The sequence below is a fragment of the Williamwhitmania sp. genome (assembly GCA_035529935.1).
In the GTDB taxonomy this organism is placed as follows: Bacteria; Bacteroidota; Bacteroidia; order Bacteroidales; family Williamwhitmaniaceae; genus Williamwhitmania.
The window spans coordinates 1-15163 of sequence record DATKVT010000106.1; the positions used below are offsets into that span (position 1 = coordinate 1).

Sequence of the window (15163 nt, forward strand, 5' to 3'; positions counted from 1 at the left end):
GTTAAGGATAATGCTCCTGCAGAAGGGAGCACGGAAAACGAAAAGGTTGAAGGTGAACAACCACAGATTACTGGCCCATCGTTGGAGGAGCAGTTGGCTGAATCGAAGGATCGCTACCTAAGGCTCTCTGCCGAATTCGACAACTTTAGGAAACGTTCTCGCAAGGAGCGAGAAGATCTAATTAAAACTGCCGGAGAATCGGTGATTGTAGAACTGCTGCACGTGGTTGACGATTTCGACCGTGCCATGAAATCCATTGAACAATCCACCGACTTGCAGGCAGTAAAGGAGGGTATTCATCTCATTGCCAATAAATTTGATGAATTTTTAAAGCGCCAAGGTGTAGCAGAAATTGAGGCCATTGGACATGAGCTCAACACCGACCTGCATGAGGCAATTACCAAAATTCCCACACCCGACGAGAGTGCCAAGGGAAAAGTTGTTGACGTTGTTCAGAAGGGATACCTGCTCAACGAGAAAGTTATTCGCTACTCCAAAGTGGTTGTGGGCGAGTAACAGCAATACTTGTGATTTACATATTTTACTTAGGGTTACAACACAATGGCAAAACGCGACTATTACGAAATACTAGGCATCTCAAAGAATGCATCCGCCGCCGAAATTAAGAAGGCATACCGGCAGATGGCCATCAAGTACCATCCCGATAAAAACCCTGGAGATAAGCAATCTGAGGAAAACTTTAAGGAGGCAGCAGAAGCCTACGAGGTGCTGAGCGACGACAACAAGCGTGCACGCTACGACCAATACGGTCACGCAGGGCTAGGGAATGGGGGCATGGGTGGTGGCGGCTTCGGTGGCGGCGGAATGACCATGGATGACATATTCTCTCATTTTGGTGACATATTTGGAGGACATTTTGGCGGTTTTGGCGGTTTTTCATCCGGATCGCAAGGAGGCGGCCGACGGGTTAGCCGTGGCTCCGACCTTCGTGTCAAGGTAAAGCTCACCCTTAAGGAGGTTGCCAATGGCGTGGAGAAAAAAATAAAAGTTAATAAGCACGTTACTTGTAAAAAGTGTAATGGAAGCGGTGCAGAAGGCAGCAATGGCTACACCACCTGCAGCACCTGTAGAGGCACAGGGACAGTAACCCGCATTAGCAACACCATTCTTGGCCAAATGCAAACATCGAGCACCTGCCCTAGCTGCGGTGGCGATGGCAAAACAATAACTCACCCCTGCACCGCCTGCAACGGCGAAGGTATTGTGCGCGGCGAAGAGGTTATCGAAATCCGTATTCCGGCAGGTGTGGCAGAAGGGATGCAGCTCTCCGTTTCGGGTCGTGGCAACGCAGCCCGCCGTGGAGGAGTTAATGGCGACCTGCTCGTGCTCATTGAGGAGGAACCAAACCAAGACCTCATCCGTGATGGAAACGACCTCATCCATAACCTGTTTGTCAGCTTCCCACAGGCAGCTCTTGGTTCAACCATTGAGGTGCCTACTGTGGATGGTAAGGTTAAGATAAAGATTGATCCCGGCACCCAACCTGGAAAAATTCTACGACTGAGAAGCAAGGGAATTCCTGATGTGAATGGCTATGGTCGTGGCGACCTGCTGGTGCACGTAAACGTGTGGGTTCCGAAAAAGCTGACCCGTGAAGAGGAGAAGGTGGTGGAGAAGATGGCTGAGTCGGAAAACTACACACCGAACCCCGACGCCAACGACCGAAACTTCTTCGAACGAATGAAAAATTTCTTCGGTTAATAATACCAAACTCCGAATCTCAATGAGATTCGGAGTTTTTATTTAACGGTATCCTATCCATTTGATTCCATCATCCTTACGGGATTCTAATCTCATCTGTGTCACCTGTTCAATAATCCTTTCACTTCTTCGGAGTTATTTGGCAACATCGACACACTGCTTGTAAAGCCCGAGGGGCTGGCGTGATTATAGGCAAAAACTGTACTGCGTTACCTAACCCCGGAACGGGGGCAGAAGTAATCTTGGGAATCAAACTAGATTTAAATATTTATGAATTGAGAACACCTCTAATAATATTAAAATTAGTCACTCCATCATTCCTGATCTTAAGCCCCAATGGAAAGAATGACTTTAGAGCAGCGCAACACGACTCTTCCTTTTGGTTCTGTCATCCCTTCGGAATTCTAATTCTCATCTAAAATCGCACTGCTATAATCATTCCACTCCTTCGGAGTTATTCGGCAACATCGACACACTACTCTTAAAGCCCAAAGGGCTGGCATGATTATAGCCAAAAAGTGCGCTGCGCTATTGAACCCGGAACGGGTGACAGAAAGATTTTTTAAACGTCATGGGAAATAATCAACCCTTCTCCCCATGCTACTATCCACCCAAAAAACCCGTCAAAAAGAATTTTTCAATTTTTGTAACATTCATACCAAGCACGACACTAATAAGGGAACTACATCAAAATGTTCTTGCAAAAAGAGTGTAAATTGCTTTCCGAAAAAAAAGAGAATAGTTTTAATCATACCGTGGGCGATAACCGCCGCGGATAGTTGTTGAACCATATATTTAATTGCTATGGAGATTTTTAGAGCGGATAACGTGGAGAAACGGTTTGCCACCCATTTGGCTCTGGATGATGTGAGCATTGCTGTTCCAGCCAACAGCATCTTTGGGCTGCTTGGACCAAACGGCGCAGGCAAAACAACGCTCATTCGTATTATCAACCAGATTACTGCCCCCGATAAGGGAACCCTACTTTTTGAAGGCCGACCGCTGAAGGCCGACGATATCTACCAAATTGGCTACCTCCCAGAGGAGCGTGGGCTTTACAAAAAAATGAAGGTTGGCGATCAGGCCCTCTATCTGGCACAGCTGAAGGGCCTTTCGAAGCAGGCCGCAATGGAGAAGCTGAAGTATTGGTTTCGCAAATTCGAGATACAGGCCTGGTGGGATAAAAAGGTGGAAGAGCTCTCCAAAGGAATGGCCCAGAAGGTGCAGTTTATTGTAACCATAATCCACGAACCCAAGCTACTCATCTTCGACGAACCGTTTAGCGGCTTCGATCCTATTAACACCAACCTGCTGAAGGAGGAGATTCTCAACCTGAAGGCTAATGGTTCCACCATTATATTCTCCACCCACAATATGGGTTCGGTGGAGGAACTCTGCGACAACATCACCCTCATAAACAAGTCGCGCAACATTCTCAGCGGTCAGATAGACACCATCCGCCAGCAATACGGCGAGAACAAGTTTGAGATTGGCTACCGTGGTAGCGAGGACCTTAAGCTAGCGCTTACCAGCGATTATGTGCTGGAGAAGGAGTGGGAGGAAAAGATGATGAAGAAGGCCGTGGTAAAGGTGCTCAACTCTTCGCACGAGAACAGGCTTATTTCGCAGCTGATGCCCCACTTGGAAATACTCAGCTTCAACGAGGTTATTCCAAGCATGAACGACGTCTTTATTAAGGTGGTTCAGAGCTACAACAGCCAGAATAAAAACTAACCCTGAAAAATGATTTGCCATGAATAAGATATTTTTAGTACTACAGCGTGAATTTCTGGTTAGGGTACGCAAGAAATCGTTTATCATAATGACACTGCTTGGGCCCGTATTTTTTGGTGCCCTTATGGTTGGTCCTGCCCTTGTGGCCATGTATTCCTCGGACGACAGCCAGAAGAATATTGCGGTGATAGATGAGTCGGGCTACTTTACCAACAAGCTACCAAACAAGGATAATCTCAAATTCACCTACCTGCAGAATACAACACTTGAGCAGGTTCGTAAGGACTTCAAGAAGGACGGATACTATGGCGTGCTATTTATTGGCCGTTCCATAGTAAACAACCCCAACAGCGTTCGATTCTTTTCGGAGGAGCAACCCAATCTTGACCTGCAGCACTCAATTGAGAATGCCATCAGCAAGGAGATTGAAAAGGGGAAACTGGCCGCCTACAACATTGCCAATATCGACGAGATACTTCAGAAGGTAAAGACCGACGTGTCCATGCGTACCATACAGTGGAATGCCGATGGAACGGAAAAGGAGAGTAGTACCGGATTGTCGATGGGCATTGCCTACGTATCGGGGTTTGCCATCTATATGTTTATCTTCCTCTTTGGTGTTCAGGTTATGCGTGGGGTTATCGATGAGAAGACCAACCGCATTGTGGAGGTAATCATCTCCTCGGTGAAGCCGTTCCAGCTGATGATGGGTAAAATTCTTGGAATTGCAGCCGTTGGACTTACGCAGATGCTCGTATGGGTAATGCTTACCACCGGCATTGTTACAGTGGCCAAAACTGTGCTGCTGAAAGACAACACCACCACAACTCAGGTGCAGAATGTGATGGATAATGCGTCTAACAACCCCATGGTGGCCAATGCGGCTCAAGCAGCTCCCGCCCCCGATAAGGTCGAAGCCATTTTCAGCGCCATGGGCAGTGCCAACATACCCTACATTGTAGGATGCTTCATATTCTACTTCATTGGTGGATACCTGCTCTATGCCTCCATGTTTGCGGCCGTTGGAGCTGCGGTGGATAACGAAACCGAAACGCAGCAGTTTATGCTACCGGTGACCATACCGCTCATACTTTCCATTGTAATAATGATGAGCACCTTCCAAAACCCCAACTCAGCACTCTCGTTCTGGTTCTCCATGATTCCTTTTACCAGCCCCATTATTATGATGGCTCGCATACCTTTTGGAGTGCCCGACTGGCAGCTGGCCCTTTCGGCAGCTCTGCTCGTTGGCTCGTTCATTGGAATGACGTGGCTCTCGGGTAAGATCTACCGCGTAGGAATTCTGATGTATGGAAAGAAGACCTCATGGAAGGAGATTATGAAGTGGATTCGCTACCACAACTAGCAACCACCGCACCATAAATAGCAAAAAGCCTCGGAGAGTTTCCGGGGCTTTTTGTTGAGGGGTTTGCGGGTTTGTATCTTCGTGACTCATTGCTTCATAGTATGATATGATAATTGTATAATTTCTTTAGTCATACCACATGTTCAGAATATTTTCTGTAATACATCACCCACACCTTTGATATTACCACTTGAATATTGTTCCATTATTAGTTAACTTTGTGCGATGGATAGAAAGAGAAAACTTATATTCTTTCGAAACTACTTCAATGAGTTCTTTGATTCTCAACCTGAAAGAGTAAAGGACAAAATTGATTACGTGCTATTTTTGATTGCTACGGCAGAAAGAATTCCAAGAAAATTCTTTCAATACATGGAGGGAACCGATGGTTTGTTTGAAATCCGTATTGAGTTCGAAAGCAATATTTATAGAATATTCTGCTGTTTTGACGAAGGATTTCTAGTGGTTCTTTTCAATGGTTTTCAGAAGAAGTCACAGAAGACCCCCAAAAATGAAATTGAAAAAGCCTTGAAAATTAAGGACGACTATTTTGCCACTAAACTTAGAAGTAATGAAAACAGAAAACAATAACAGTGCAGCAATAACAACATTTGAAGAGCATCTTGAAAAGCGTTATGGTGCTGCTGGCTCAAAGCAAAGAACCGAGTTTGAAATTAAAGCAAAGGCTTTTGCCATTGGTGAAATAATTAGGGAGGAGCGCAAGTTGGCAAACATGACTCAGGAGCAGCTTGCACAAAAAACGGGTACAAGAAAAAGTTTCATTTCCAGAATCGAAAATGGCCATAGCGACATTCAACTTTCCACGCTTTACCGGCTGATTGAAATTGGGTTTGGCAAGCAAATTACCCTAACCATTTCTTAAGCATAGGCATACTCTTATAGGCTAATTCTTACGGATGGTTGGTTGACACTTCTGACTATGAATATGGGTAGTGCGCCCAATGCAGTATGCGATGGGCATATTTACTTGTGAAGTATGCATAATTCTAAATAAAGTGCTGACAAATTGTCGAGACAGCTGAACGCACCAAGATATTGAGAAGTAGAACCGCCCCTTAACAAAGGACTAAAATCCCGTTAGGTAGAACTAAAAAAGCGGCAAATAGTGCTTTTGCGCTAAAACCGCTTCGATTCAAATGCATAATTGACTATAGGCACTCTAATCCGGTTACCCATTCATTAAAGCGAGGACATTTGGATCGGATTCTGTTAAGACCGATCTCGTCCGCTAATATTGAGCCGTAAACCACTTTCTTGTACCCTTTTATAATTTTCATCAACCTTTTCGATGGTGCGGTTTCTCGGCTATCATTAATCATCTCTGGATTGGGATGCTCATCAATTGTTTCTTCTAAATACTGGTAATTTAAAAACTCGCCCGGCTCAAAACTCCTACTAAAAACATCAATATCGCTAAATAGCAATCCTTCAAATTCATGGAGTTGTATATATGGCATAAACCTTCGCTGTAGATCGGGTCGAATATCTTCTTGCATCGATTTCTCCAGAAAAGCCAAACGATGGTTCTTATCAATAAGCTTAAGGGAATGCTGCCAACCCGGAAAATCCATATTTGCATATAGACCATAAAAATCAATCAGGGTTGTTACATGTGCTGTTTTATCTTGGAGCAGATGAGTCTCTACCTGATGTTTTAAAGCTTCCCACCGTACAATGCCTCCACCGGTTTTTTTTATTGCAGGATTCTCAATGTAAATACCGCGTTCATTAAGGTGTGGCTGCAATATATTATTGCAAAATGACTGTTCGGTTTGCCCTTCGCTTATGATAATTATCCGTTTCATACTATTTGGTAAACGGTTGTGCTGCATTAATAATATTGCGTTCCCACAAATCACCCAGAGTATAGTCCGTTAACCAAACCTCTAACAATTCAGAATTCAATCGGGTAAAAATGGTCTGGTTTTCCTCGGCACTTTTATCCATTACAACCACATCTTCGGGTGAAAAATGGCTGATTAATCCGGGCGATTGGGTAGCAACGATAATCTGTGTTTTTGACGCGGCAACCTGAATCATGGCAGCAAGCTTCCCAATGGCAAATGGATGCAAGCCCAACTCCGGTTCATCAATTATAATCACAGCAGGTGGTTCCGGTTGCATTAGCAAGGTAGCCAAGGCAATAAAGCGCAGCGTTCCATCCGATAGCTGATAGGCAGAGAAGTTGGATTCCAAGTCTCCCCTATCGACCCAACGTAACTCTATCTCCTTTTCGTTTAAACGATTTGGTTCTAAAATGAATTTTGAAATATAGGGTGCAACCGATTGTATAGTTTTTTCAATCCTACTGAAAACAATAGGGTGTTTTACCATTAGAAAGTATAAAAATGCAGGCAGATTTCTACCATCCTGTTTCAAATAACCATTATCATTAATATCGCATCCTCTTCGCAATAATGATGTTGATGATGTATCATGAAAATGGAATACCAATAAATTGGAGATATACTCACGCAGATAATTATCTCTTGTTGTATTTAAAATGGCTCTTCTACTTTCGTCAAGATTTGATTCATCAAAATAATTATTATAATTATTATCTCTAAAAACATTAAAACCGGAAGCTTCATTCTCAATAAATAATCCACCCTCCTTGTTTTGAGCTAAAGTAAAGTGATAAGCATTGTTGTTCTTTCCATCAGTGCTAAAAATTAACTTTCCAAAAAGTTTCGCAGTCGTTTTCCTTCCAAAATAGAGTAGGTTGTCAGCCTTTTCTTCCTTGACGTAGCGTTGCAGCTGCTGGTTAAAAATGGCATTCACCAATTTAAAGAACGATATAAAATTACTCTTGCCAACACCGTTGCTTCCAATTAGAATATTAATTGGCCGCATCTTCAACTTCAGCTGCTTAATCGACTTGTATCCCTCTATCTCTATATATTCAATCATAGATCCAACTTCATTAACTCACAACAAAGATAAGCTATATATTAAATGATTGAAAAAAACCCTGCAAGATAATCAAGCAGGGCTTACTCACAAAGAGACTATATAGAGCTACTTCTTTTGCCCCTCCTTCTCCGGTGCAAAGTAACCCTCGCGGGAGAGGAGGTGGTTGAGGTTGGCGATGCCATACTCCACAATGGCCGTAACAATGGAGGTGTGCTCCTGATACTCTACAATGCTCTTGTTGTAGAGGTCGCGCTCGGTGTGCCAAATCTCGTAGTAGCTAAAGTTGTAGCCCTTGGAATCCTCGGTGCCAAAGGTCATGGTGGGCACACCCTCCACGGCAAACGATCCGGCATCGGTACCCGCTGCCTTCTTGGGCATGGGCCGTGGCTCGCGCTTCTAATCGCCCAAAGAAACCATAACACATAATCATTCAGGCTAAGTTGCCTTCTTTCTTGCCAAATCAGCCACTGACTTTTTCGCCAACCCGCTCACTTTTCGTCCAATTCTGCTACCTTGCAGCTTAAATTTAAAAAGCAGGGCAAATGCTGCGCAGCGCACTCCGGCACCACCGGCTCCTAATCCTAGCTATACTCATCGTTGGCTTTTTGGCCATCCGTCCCGTTCATTTTCACGACCCCAACTCCACGGTTTTGCTGGCGCGCAACGGCGAGCTGCTGGGTGCAAGGGTTGCCACCGACGGGCAGTGGCGATTTCCTGAAAGCGACAGCCTTCCCATGCGCTACAAAAAGGCGCTCATTTGCTTTGAGGACCGATACTTCTACTACCACCCCGGCGTTAATCCCATTGCCATTGGACGAGCCTTGGTGCAGAACATCCGACAGGGAAAAATTGTGAGCGGTGGAAGCACCATTACCATGCAGCTGGCCCGCATTGCCCGAAAGGGGCAGGATAGGAATATTTGGGAGAAGTTAATTGAGTCGGTGGTGGCGGTGCGAACGGAGCTGGCCTATAGCAAGGCACACATCCTGCGGCTCTACGCCTCCAACGCCCCATTTGGTGGTAACGTGGTGGGGATAGATGCTGCGGCCTGGCGCTTCTTTGGTGTTCCGCCCGAGAATATGAGCTGGGCCGAGGCGGCTACGTTGGCTGTTTTGCCCAATGCTCCTTCACTTATCTATCCCGGAAAAAACCAAGACCTGCTGGTTGCCAAGCGTAACCACCTGCTCGACAAAATGCAGCAGCAAGGAATTATCGACAGTGAAACCTGCTCACGCGCCAAAGATGAGCCAGTACCCGGGCCACCCCATCCCCTACCCGACATTGCCCCTCACCTGTTGGCTCGCGCCGCCACTGAGGGAATGGATGGACAACGGCTCCACTCCACCATCGATATTGGGCTGCAGAAGCGTGTGAACCAAACGGTGGCTCGCTATTTTGAGCTCTACCATGGCAACAACATCAACAACGCTGCAGTGCTGGTGCTCGACATTACAACAGGTAACGTGCTGGCCTATGTGGGTAACACCCCCGTGGAGGGTCGCGAGCACGGTGGTCAGGTGGACATTATCACCGCCGAGCGCAGCTACGGCAGCACGCTAAAGCCGCTGCTCTACGCTTCCATGCTCAACGAGGGCTTGCTGCTACCACACATGCTGGTAAGCGACATTCCCATCTCCATTGCAGGCTACAGTCCGGCCAACTTCTCCAAAAGCTACGAGGGCATGGTTCCGGCCAACGAGGTGTTGAGTCGGTCGCTCAACGTTCCCAGCGTAATACTGCTTCGCAGCTATGGCATTGAGAAGTTCAACCAGCAGTTGAAGGATATGGGCATGACCACCCTGCGCCAACCTCCATCCCACTACGGGCTCTCCATCATTCTTGGAGGTGCCGAGGGCAAGCTATGGGAAATTGCAGGCATCTATGCAGCCTTTGCCCACAAGCTCGAAAATCCGGACCAGAACACAATGAATATCTCCTACGTAAAGAGCAAGAACGTAAAACCACAGCTACAAACAACAACCGCGGGCATCTCGCCAGCATCCGTGTGGTTTGCGCTGGATGCCGTCACCGAGGCACGTCGACCAGAGGAGCAGGGCACCTGGCGATTCTTCTTCTCACCACAAAAAATTGCATGGAAAACGGGTACCAGCTTCGGCTCCCGCGATGCGTGGGCCATTGGGGTAACACCAAAATATGCAGTGGGTGTGTGGGTTGGAAACGCCGATGGAGAAGGTTGTCCCGGTCTTACAGGAGTGGGCTACGCAGCCCCCATCATGTTCGATGTTTTTGGTATGCTGCCCACCTCACCGTGGTTTGACGAACCTATTTACGACATGAAGGCGGCCAAAATTTGCTTAAAAAGCGGCTGTATTGCCGGGCCCGACTGTCCCGAAACCGCCATTCAATCCATACCCGACGTGGTAAATCTCACTAAGGTGTGCCCCTACCATACCACCGTCCATCTTGATAAAAGCGAGCACTTCAGAGTTACCGACCGCTGCGTATCGGTATCACAGATGGTAACGCGCAGCTGGTTTGTGCTACCACCCGTGCAGGAGTGGTTTTACCGGAAAACGCACAGCGACTACCACCCGCTGCCGCCCTTTAAACCGGGCTGCGAGGATAACCTATCACAAAGTCACTCCATTGGATTGATATACCCCTACCCCGGAACCAAGCTATACCTACCTCTGCAAGCCGACGGAACCCGAAGCAAGGCAATTTGGAAGGCATCGCACCGAAACCCTAAAGCCACCATTTACTGGCATCTGGACGACCGATACCTTGGGAAGACTACCGGCACCCACGACCTTGAGGTGATGGCCGAACCGGGGCCACACACCTTACTGCTTGTGGACGACAGTGGAGAATCATACTCCGTAAGAATTGAGATTATTGGGAAAAAGTAGGCTACTGTTGCTCGTCAGTGGCCATGCTTTCTCTCAAGTCAAATAGCATCCAGCGACCGGCCAATATACTGTCGCGCTGTGTGGAAAGCAACTTCTGAAACTTTTTCAGTCCTATCGGCTCGTTACCGTTCCCGTGAACCAGCACAATACTCCCCGACTGTGGCTTTTGGTTTTTGGCCAGCCATGCATCGGAGCCTATTGGAATTAGTCCATAGGCAAGGACACTATCGAACACGGCCTTGTCGGACACCAAACCCGGGAATCGAAAGAATGGCGATGGCACAGCACCCTTGACAAGCAACGCTTTCTCTGTAAGCAAAATTTCATCGCTGATTTTCGTTCCTTTCTCCAGCAAGAAATTCTCCTTGAGCGGCAGCTCTTTGCTCACACGGTGGTGGTATGAGTGGTTAATCCATGTGATGGAGATGTTTCCCTCCTTTTCCTGTTGAAGTAGCCACATAAAATCGGTTGGGTGTTCTCTCATCCAAGAGCCAGTGATGGAAATAGCCAACGGGACCGGTCGCTGCACCGTCTTTAGCGTGTTTACCAACTCCATAAAAAACTCCCTAGCGAGCGGTAGGTGTGAAGGGCAAAGGTCAATGGTTAGGTCTACACCTTTGGCAATCCTTGGAAGACTGATAATACCTGCATTTTGCAGCTGAGTTGAACGAAGTTCCGCCTCCTTTATAGCCTTAACATAAGCAGTTCTTCTGAATTGCTGAAAAATCTGTTCCTGCCCTTCGGGAATAAAGAGCAGGGCGCTATCGACCACCACTGCTGTGTGGAGGTTTCTAGGGTTTACAACAAAGAAGTAGCACTTTTTAGTCTGTGTAAACGATCTTAAAACCACGGAGGTATCCTTGCCGTTTTCAATAATTAAACCATGCTGCAATTTGTAGCCAACGGGAATGTATGGCTGGGCTTCAGCCATGTTCAAACCAACCGAGGCAAGAAGAAAAAAGAATGCAAGGTGACGAAGCAACAACATAGCAAATTTTTTAGCAAAGGTAATGTTCCTACTTTTTCTACAAAAACCCTAAAAGGTTACTCAATATCAGCCAAAGCCTCACATGCAAAGAGATAGATAGGGCGGAAACGTCGCCGATATTTCCATACACCTACCATAAAAGCTGCAACCCAAATTGGAATCAAAACTGCATGAACACTCAACATTTTATTAAGCCAGGACATATCACCTTCAATATGCTGACACATGTTAATGGACGATCCAATATCGACTATCACTATACCGACCAAGGCATACCACAACTCAGGTCGCCAAAAACGGTATCGCCTTTCTGCCATTCGTAGCATTTCTACAACAGGTACAGCGTAGCTAACCGCTAATAGATCTTTCTTTTGCTTACGAAAGATAAAGGCAAATAGAATAAATGCGGCAACGTAACAAGCTCCAGTAATCCGCTCAAAAACAGTAAAATCAGCAAATACATTAGCAAAATAAATGGCCGCATACACAAAAATCATAACAAAATAAACAACATACATTCCCTTGGCAATCCTCAGATTACGCTCATCCTCAACCTTCATTTTCGACACAAAGCTATCCATGTCTTTGATGGTATCCTTTGGGCTCGTATTTTTGGCAAAAAGTTTATTCTTCATAGTCACCTCCCTTCAACGATTCTCTTAACGACTCCTTAATTCTGTGCACCTTAACCCTGATGTTTGGCTCCGTTAATCCAATAATGTCGGCTATCTCCCGGTGACTAACACCCTCCATTACCAACGACATAATGGCCTTTTCGATTACCGAAAGTTGATTAAGAGAAACCTGAAGTTTGCTAAATTTTTGTTCCAGAACCAGAACCTCACCTGCCTCCTCTGGAAAGCCAAGGTTGGAAAGAACCACCGGATCGAAACCTACGGTGAATCGCATGCGCTTAAACTCCTTTCCGGCAAACCCCAACGCGGTATTAATGGCTACCCTATATATCCACGTATCAACAGTGGAATCGCCTCGGAACGAGTCAATGCTTTTCCATGCATTGATCATTATCTCCTGAAACATATCCTTTCGGTCCTCGTCGGTGGGCGCATAGTAAGAGCAAATTCGTCGAATCCGCTCCTCGTTATCCGAAATGACCTTTTTGAATGTCGTCTCCTTGTTATTCATTAACATCTATGATTCAATCTGCAAACTTAGTTATGCAACCAAGCCGCTTGTTACATTTTTTGTCTCAGTATTCCATTAAGCCGTAAGTACAGAATATAGAGCCAAGTTTAATCATCTTACCTAATCTTATTTGACTCAACGCATCAAATTAAGGCAATAGAATTGATTGGGTATAGCGGTGCGAATTTAACCAATTAGTGATTACCTTTATTGCACAATATTTGCTAATCAAGAAGCAGAATCCAGAATATGCGCATAGCCATCATCGATTTAGGCACAAACACATTTAACCTGCTCATTGCCAGTGTGGTAAACAATGGTCGATACCAAACGGAGCTGAGCAGCAAGCATCCGGTTAAGTTGGGCAAGGGTGGAATCAATAGCCAAACCATTCTCCCTGAGGCTATGGAGCGAGGCCTTGTAGCCTTTCAAACGCTTATGCATGTGATAGAGCGGAGAGCCGTGGACAAAATCTTTGCATTTGCCACCTCCGCCTTTCGAAGCGCAGCAAACGGTCATGACTTGGTTCGGCAAATTCGTGAAAAATTTGGCGTTGAAGTTGAGATAATATCCGGTGAACGCGAAGCTGAGCTGATATATCGTGGTGTTTCACAAGTGGTGGATCTTTCTACCGAAAAGCACCTCATTATGGATATTGGTGGCGGCAGCAATGAACTTATCATAGCCAATAAAAACGAAATATTCTTCAAGCAAAGTTTTCCGTTGGGCATGTCGCGACTGCTGGAGCAATTTACCCCCTCCGACCCAATTACACCTACCGAGGTTGGCCAGATAGAAGACTATCTGGAGATGGAACTGCGAATACTTTTTGATGCTGCTGCTATTCACAAACCACAAGTATTGGTTGGCTCTTCTGGCTCATTCGATACTTACCGTGCGGTACTTTCTAATGGTAACGACCGCTGCATTCCTCCATCGCAACCCATCGACATGAACGCTTATCTGCAACTTCACCAAAGGCTTCTTACATCAACCACAAAGGAACGAATGACCATGCCGGGGATGGAACCCATGCGCGTGGAGATGATTGTGGTTGCTAGCATTTTTACCCATCTTGTTATCAAAAAAACGGGCATAAGCCGCATTATACAATCGTGCTATGCGCTCAAGGAGGGTGCCATGTGGGACATTATTCACTCCAACGGCAACACTTCTTTTTAGTAACAGACAATACTAAAATAAAATTATGGCAAGAATTCTGGTTATCGACGATGAAAAAGGCATTCGCAATACGTTGAAAGATATTCTGGAGTATGAAAAGCACGAGGTAGAGGTTGCCGGAACGGGTGAAGAAGGGCTAGAATTTCTTAACAATAACAGTTTCGACCTAGTGCTGCTCGACGTTAAGATGCCGGGGCTCGATGGTATTGAGGCGTTGGAGAGCATCAGTCAAAATCATCCGGAGGTTGCTGTTATCATGATTTCCGGTCATGGCAACATCGACACTGCTGTAGAAGCCATAAAAAAGGGGGCTTTCGACTTTTTGGAAAAGCCGCTCGATCTCAACCGCATTTTAGTTACCATACGCAATGCCACCGATAGAACTAAGCTGGTTAGGGAAACTAGGATGTTGCGGAAGCAGCTATCCTCCAACTTCGAAATTATTGGCAAATCGGAGGCTATCAACAAGGTTAAAGAGTTTATCCAGAAGGTGGCTCCCACCGATGCTCGAGTGCTGATTACAGGTGGGAACGGAACAGGAAAAGAGTTGGTGGCACGCCAGCTTCACGCGATGAGCAGTCGTGAGTCTGGTCCATTTGTGGAAGTGAACTGTGCAGCCATTCCATCGGAGCTCATAGAAAGCGAACTCTTCGGTCACGAAAAGGGAGCCTTTACCTCAGCATTAAAGCAGCGAAAAGGAAAATTTGAGCAAGCCGATGATGGCACTATCTTCCTCGACGAAATTGGCGACATGAGCCTATCGGCACAAGCCAAGGTGCTCCGTGTATTACAGGAAAACAAAATAACAAGGGTTGGAGGTGATAAGGATATTGAGGTGAATGTGAGAGTAATTGCGGCAACCAACAAGAACCTGATCAAGGAGATTGAAGCAGGAAGCTTCCGCGAGGACCTCTACCACCGGTTGAGCGTAATTGTGATAAGAGTTCCATCGCTTGCAGAGAGAAAAGATGACATTCCAATTTTAGTAGAGCATTTCCTCACCATCCTCTGTAACGAGTTGGGCACAGCCCGAAAAGAGATTACCACCGATGCGGTGGAGGCGTTGAGCCAAAATGAATGGCGAGGCAATGTTAGGGAGTTGAAGAATGTGGTAGAGCGGCTCATAATTCTTAGTGGCAAGGAGATTACAATCGACGATGTAAAGCAATTCGCTAGCCCCATGTTTGGTTAGTCCAAGGCTGTCTAAATAGTAAAAGTGGT

Annotated in this window: 15 protein-coding genes; 9 read left to right on the top strand and 6 right to left on the bottom strand. The window is 46.0% G+C overall.

All coding sequences use genetic code 11. The features are described from left to right. From VMW01_08245 to VMW01_08270, 6 genes are all read left to right on the top strand, one after another. A partial coding sequence (locus tag VMW01_08245) for a nucleotide exchange factor GrpE (protein HUW06238.1) occupies positions 1–516 on the top strand: 516 nt, incomplete at its 5' end. Between the two features lie 45 nt (positions 517–561). Continuing rightward, on the top strand, positions 562–1722 hold the full coding sequence (gene dnaJ, locus VMW01_08250; protein HUW06239.1) for a molecular chaperone DnaJ: 1161 nt from the start codon (positions 562–564) through the stop codon (positions 1720–1722). Positions 1723–2526: 804 nt separating this feature from the next. Continuing rightward, complete coding sequence (locus VMW01_08255; GenBank protein ID HUW06240.1) at positions 2527–3456, top strand: ATP-binding cassette domain-containing protein; 930 nt, start codon at positions 2527–2529, stop codon at positions 3454–3456. A 19-nt stretch (positions 3457–3475) separates the two neighbouring features. Beyond that, complete coding sequence (locus VMW01_08260; GenBank protein HUW06241.1) at positions 3476–4822, top strand: ABC transporter permease; 1347 nt, start codon at positions 3476–3478, stop codon at positions 4820–4822. Positions 4823–5047: 225 nt separating this feature from the next. Next, the gene (locus VMW01_08265; protein HUW06242.1) at positions 5048–5413 is read left to right on the top strand and encodes a type II toxin-antitoxin system RelE/ParE family toxin; all 366 of its coding nucleotides are present in this window, start codon (positions 5048–5050) and stop codon (positions 5411–5413) included. After that, the gene (locus VMW01_08270; protein HUW06243.1) at positions 5394–5705 is read left to right on the top strand and encodes a helix-turn-helix transcriptional regulator; all 312 of its coding nucleotides are present in this window, start codon (positions 5394–5396) and stop codon (positions 5703–5705) included. Before VMW01_08265 ends, VMW01_08270 begins: the two co-directional genes overlap by 20 nt. A 286-nt stretch (positions 5706–5991) precedes the next feature. Here VMW01_08270 and VMW01_08275 read toward each other — a convergent pair whose 3' ends face one another. From VMW01_08275 to VMW01_08285, 3 genes are all read right to left on the bottom strand, one after another. After that, a complete protein-coding gene (locus VMW01_08275; GenBank protein ID HUW06244.1) occupies positions 5992–6648 on the bottom strand; it encodes a DUF4276 family protein in 657 nt (218 codons plus the stop codon). A 1-nt stretch (position 6649) separates the two neighbouring features. Further along, the gene (locus tag VMW01_08280; GenBank protein ID HUW06245.1) at positions 6650–7753 is read right to left on the bottom strand and encodes an AAA family ATPase; all 1104 of its coding nucleotides are present in this window, start codon (positions 7751–7753) and stop codon (positions 6650–6652) included. Positions 7754–7861: 108 nt separating this feature from the next. Continuing rightward, on the bottom strand, positions 7862–8134 hold the full coding sequence (locus VMW01_08285; protein ID HUW06246.1) for a hypothetical protein: 273 nt from the start codon (positions 8132–8134) through the stop codon (positions 7862–7864). 164 nt (positions 8135–8298) lie between these two features. Between VMW01_08285 and pbpC the strand changes: the two genes are divergently transcribed. Next, positions 8299–10626, top strand: a complete 2328-nt coding sequence (gene pbpC / locus VMW01_08290) for a penicillin-binding protein 1C (protein HUW06247.1) — start codon at positions 8299–8301, stop codon at positions 10624–10626. A 1-nt stretch (position 10627) separates the two neighbouring features. Here the strand turns inward: pbpC and VMW01_08295 are convergent, their stop codons facing one another. From VMW01_08295 to VMW01_08305, 3 genes are read right to left on the bottom strand one after another with little or no spacing between them, the layout of a single operon-like run. Continuing rightward, positions 10628–11614 (bottom strand): hypothetical protein, encoded by a 987-nt coding sequence (locus VMW01_08295; protein ID HUW06248.1) that lies wholly within the window; start codon positions 11612–11614, stop codon positions 10628–10630. Between the two features lie 56 nt (positions 11615–11670). Continuing rightward, positions 11671–12249 (bottom strand): hypothetical protein, encoded by a 579-nt coding sequence (locus VMW01_08300; protein HUW06249.1) that lies wholly within the window; start codon positions 12247–12249, stop codon positions 11671–11673. Continuing rightward, positions 12239–12760 carry a sigma-70 family RNA polymerase sigma factor gene (locus VMW01_08305; protein ID HUW06250.1) on the bottom strand — a complete coding sequence of 174 codons (522 nt, stop codon included), beginning with the start codon at positions 12758–12760 and terminating at the stop codon, positions 12239–12241. Before VMW01_08305 ends, VMW01_08300 begins: the two co-directional genes overlap by 11 nt. A gap of 249 nt (positions 12761–13009) precedes the next feature. Between VMW01_08305 and VMW01_08310 the strand changes: the two genes are divergently transcribed. Together VMW01_08310 and VMW01_08315 are read left to right on the top strand one after the other, a co-directional pair. Continuing rightward, positions 13010–13942 carry a hypothetical protein gene (locus VMW01_08310; protein ID HUW06251.1) on the top strand — a complete coding sequence of 311 codons (933 nt, stop codon included), beginning with the start codon at positions 13010–13012 and terminating at the stop codon, positions 13940–13942. Positions 13943–13967: 25 nt separating this feature from the next. Further along, positions 13968–15134 carry a sigma-54 dependent transcriptional regulator gene (locus tag VMW01_08315; protein HUW06252.1) on the top strand — a complete coding sequence of 389 codons (1167 nt, stop codon included), beginning with the start codon at positions 13968–13970 and terminating at the stop codon, positions 15132–15134. The last annotated feature ends 29 nt before the right edge of the window (positions 15135–15163 follow it).

Bases quoted from the DNA above. Each gene is read 5' to 3' on its own strand.
- VMW01_08310 (HUW06251.1), top strand. From the start codon at position 13,010: ATGCGCATAGCCATCATCGATTTAGGCACAAACACATTTAACCTGCTC.
- VMW01_08270 (HUW06243.1), top strand. From the start codon at position 5,394: ATGAAAACAGAAAACAATAACAGTGCAGCAATAACAACATTTGAAGAG.
- VMW01_08315 (HUW06252.1), top strand. From the start codon at position 13,968: ATGGCAAGAATTCTGGTTATCGACGATGAAAAAGGCATTCGCAATACG.
- VMW01_08295 (HUW06248.1), bottom strand. From the start codon at position 11,614: ATGTTGTTGCTTCGTCACCTTGCATTCTTTTTTCTTCTTGCCTCGGTT.
- dnaJ (HUW06239.1), top strand. From the start codon at position 562: ATGGCAAAACGCGACTATTACGAAATACTAGGCATCTCAAAGAATGCA.
- VMW01_08300 (HUW06249.1), bottom strand. From the start codon at position 12,249: ATGAAGAATAAACTTTTTGCCAAAAATACGAGCCCAAAGGATACCATC.
- VMW01_08265 (HUW06242.1), top strand. From the start codon at position 5,048: ATGGATAGAAAGAGAAAACTTATATTCTTTCGAAACTACTTCAATGAG.
- VMW01_08275 (HUW06244.1), bottom strand. From the start codon at position 6,648: ATGAAACGGATAATTATCATAAGCGAAGGGCAAACCGAACAGTCATTT.
- VMW01_08260 (HUW06241.1), top strand. From the start codon at position 3,476: ATGAATAAGATATTTTTAGTACTACAGCGTGAATTTCTGGTTAGGGTA.
- VMW01_08285 (HUW06246.1), bottom strand. From the start codon at position 8,134: ATGCCCAAGAAGGCAGCGGGTACCGATGCCGGATCGTTTGCCGTGGAG.
- pbpC (HUW06247.1), top strand. From the start codon at position 8,299: ATGCTGCGCAGCGCACTCCGGCACCACCGGCTCCTAATCCTAGCTATA.
- VMW01_08280 (HUW06245.1), bottom strand. From the start codon at position 7,753: ATGATTGAATATATAGAGATAGAGGGATACAAGTCGATTAAGCAGCTG.
- VMW01_08305 (HUW06250.1), bottom strand. From the start codon at position 12,760: ATGAATAACAAGGAGACGACATTCAAAAAGGTCATTTCGGATAACGAG.
- VMW01_08255 (HUW06240.1), top strand. From the start codon at position 2,527: ATGGAGATTTTTAGAGCGGATAACGTGGAGAAACGGTTTGCCACCCAT.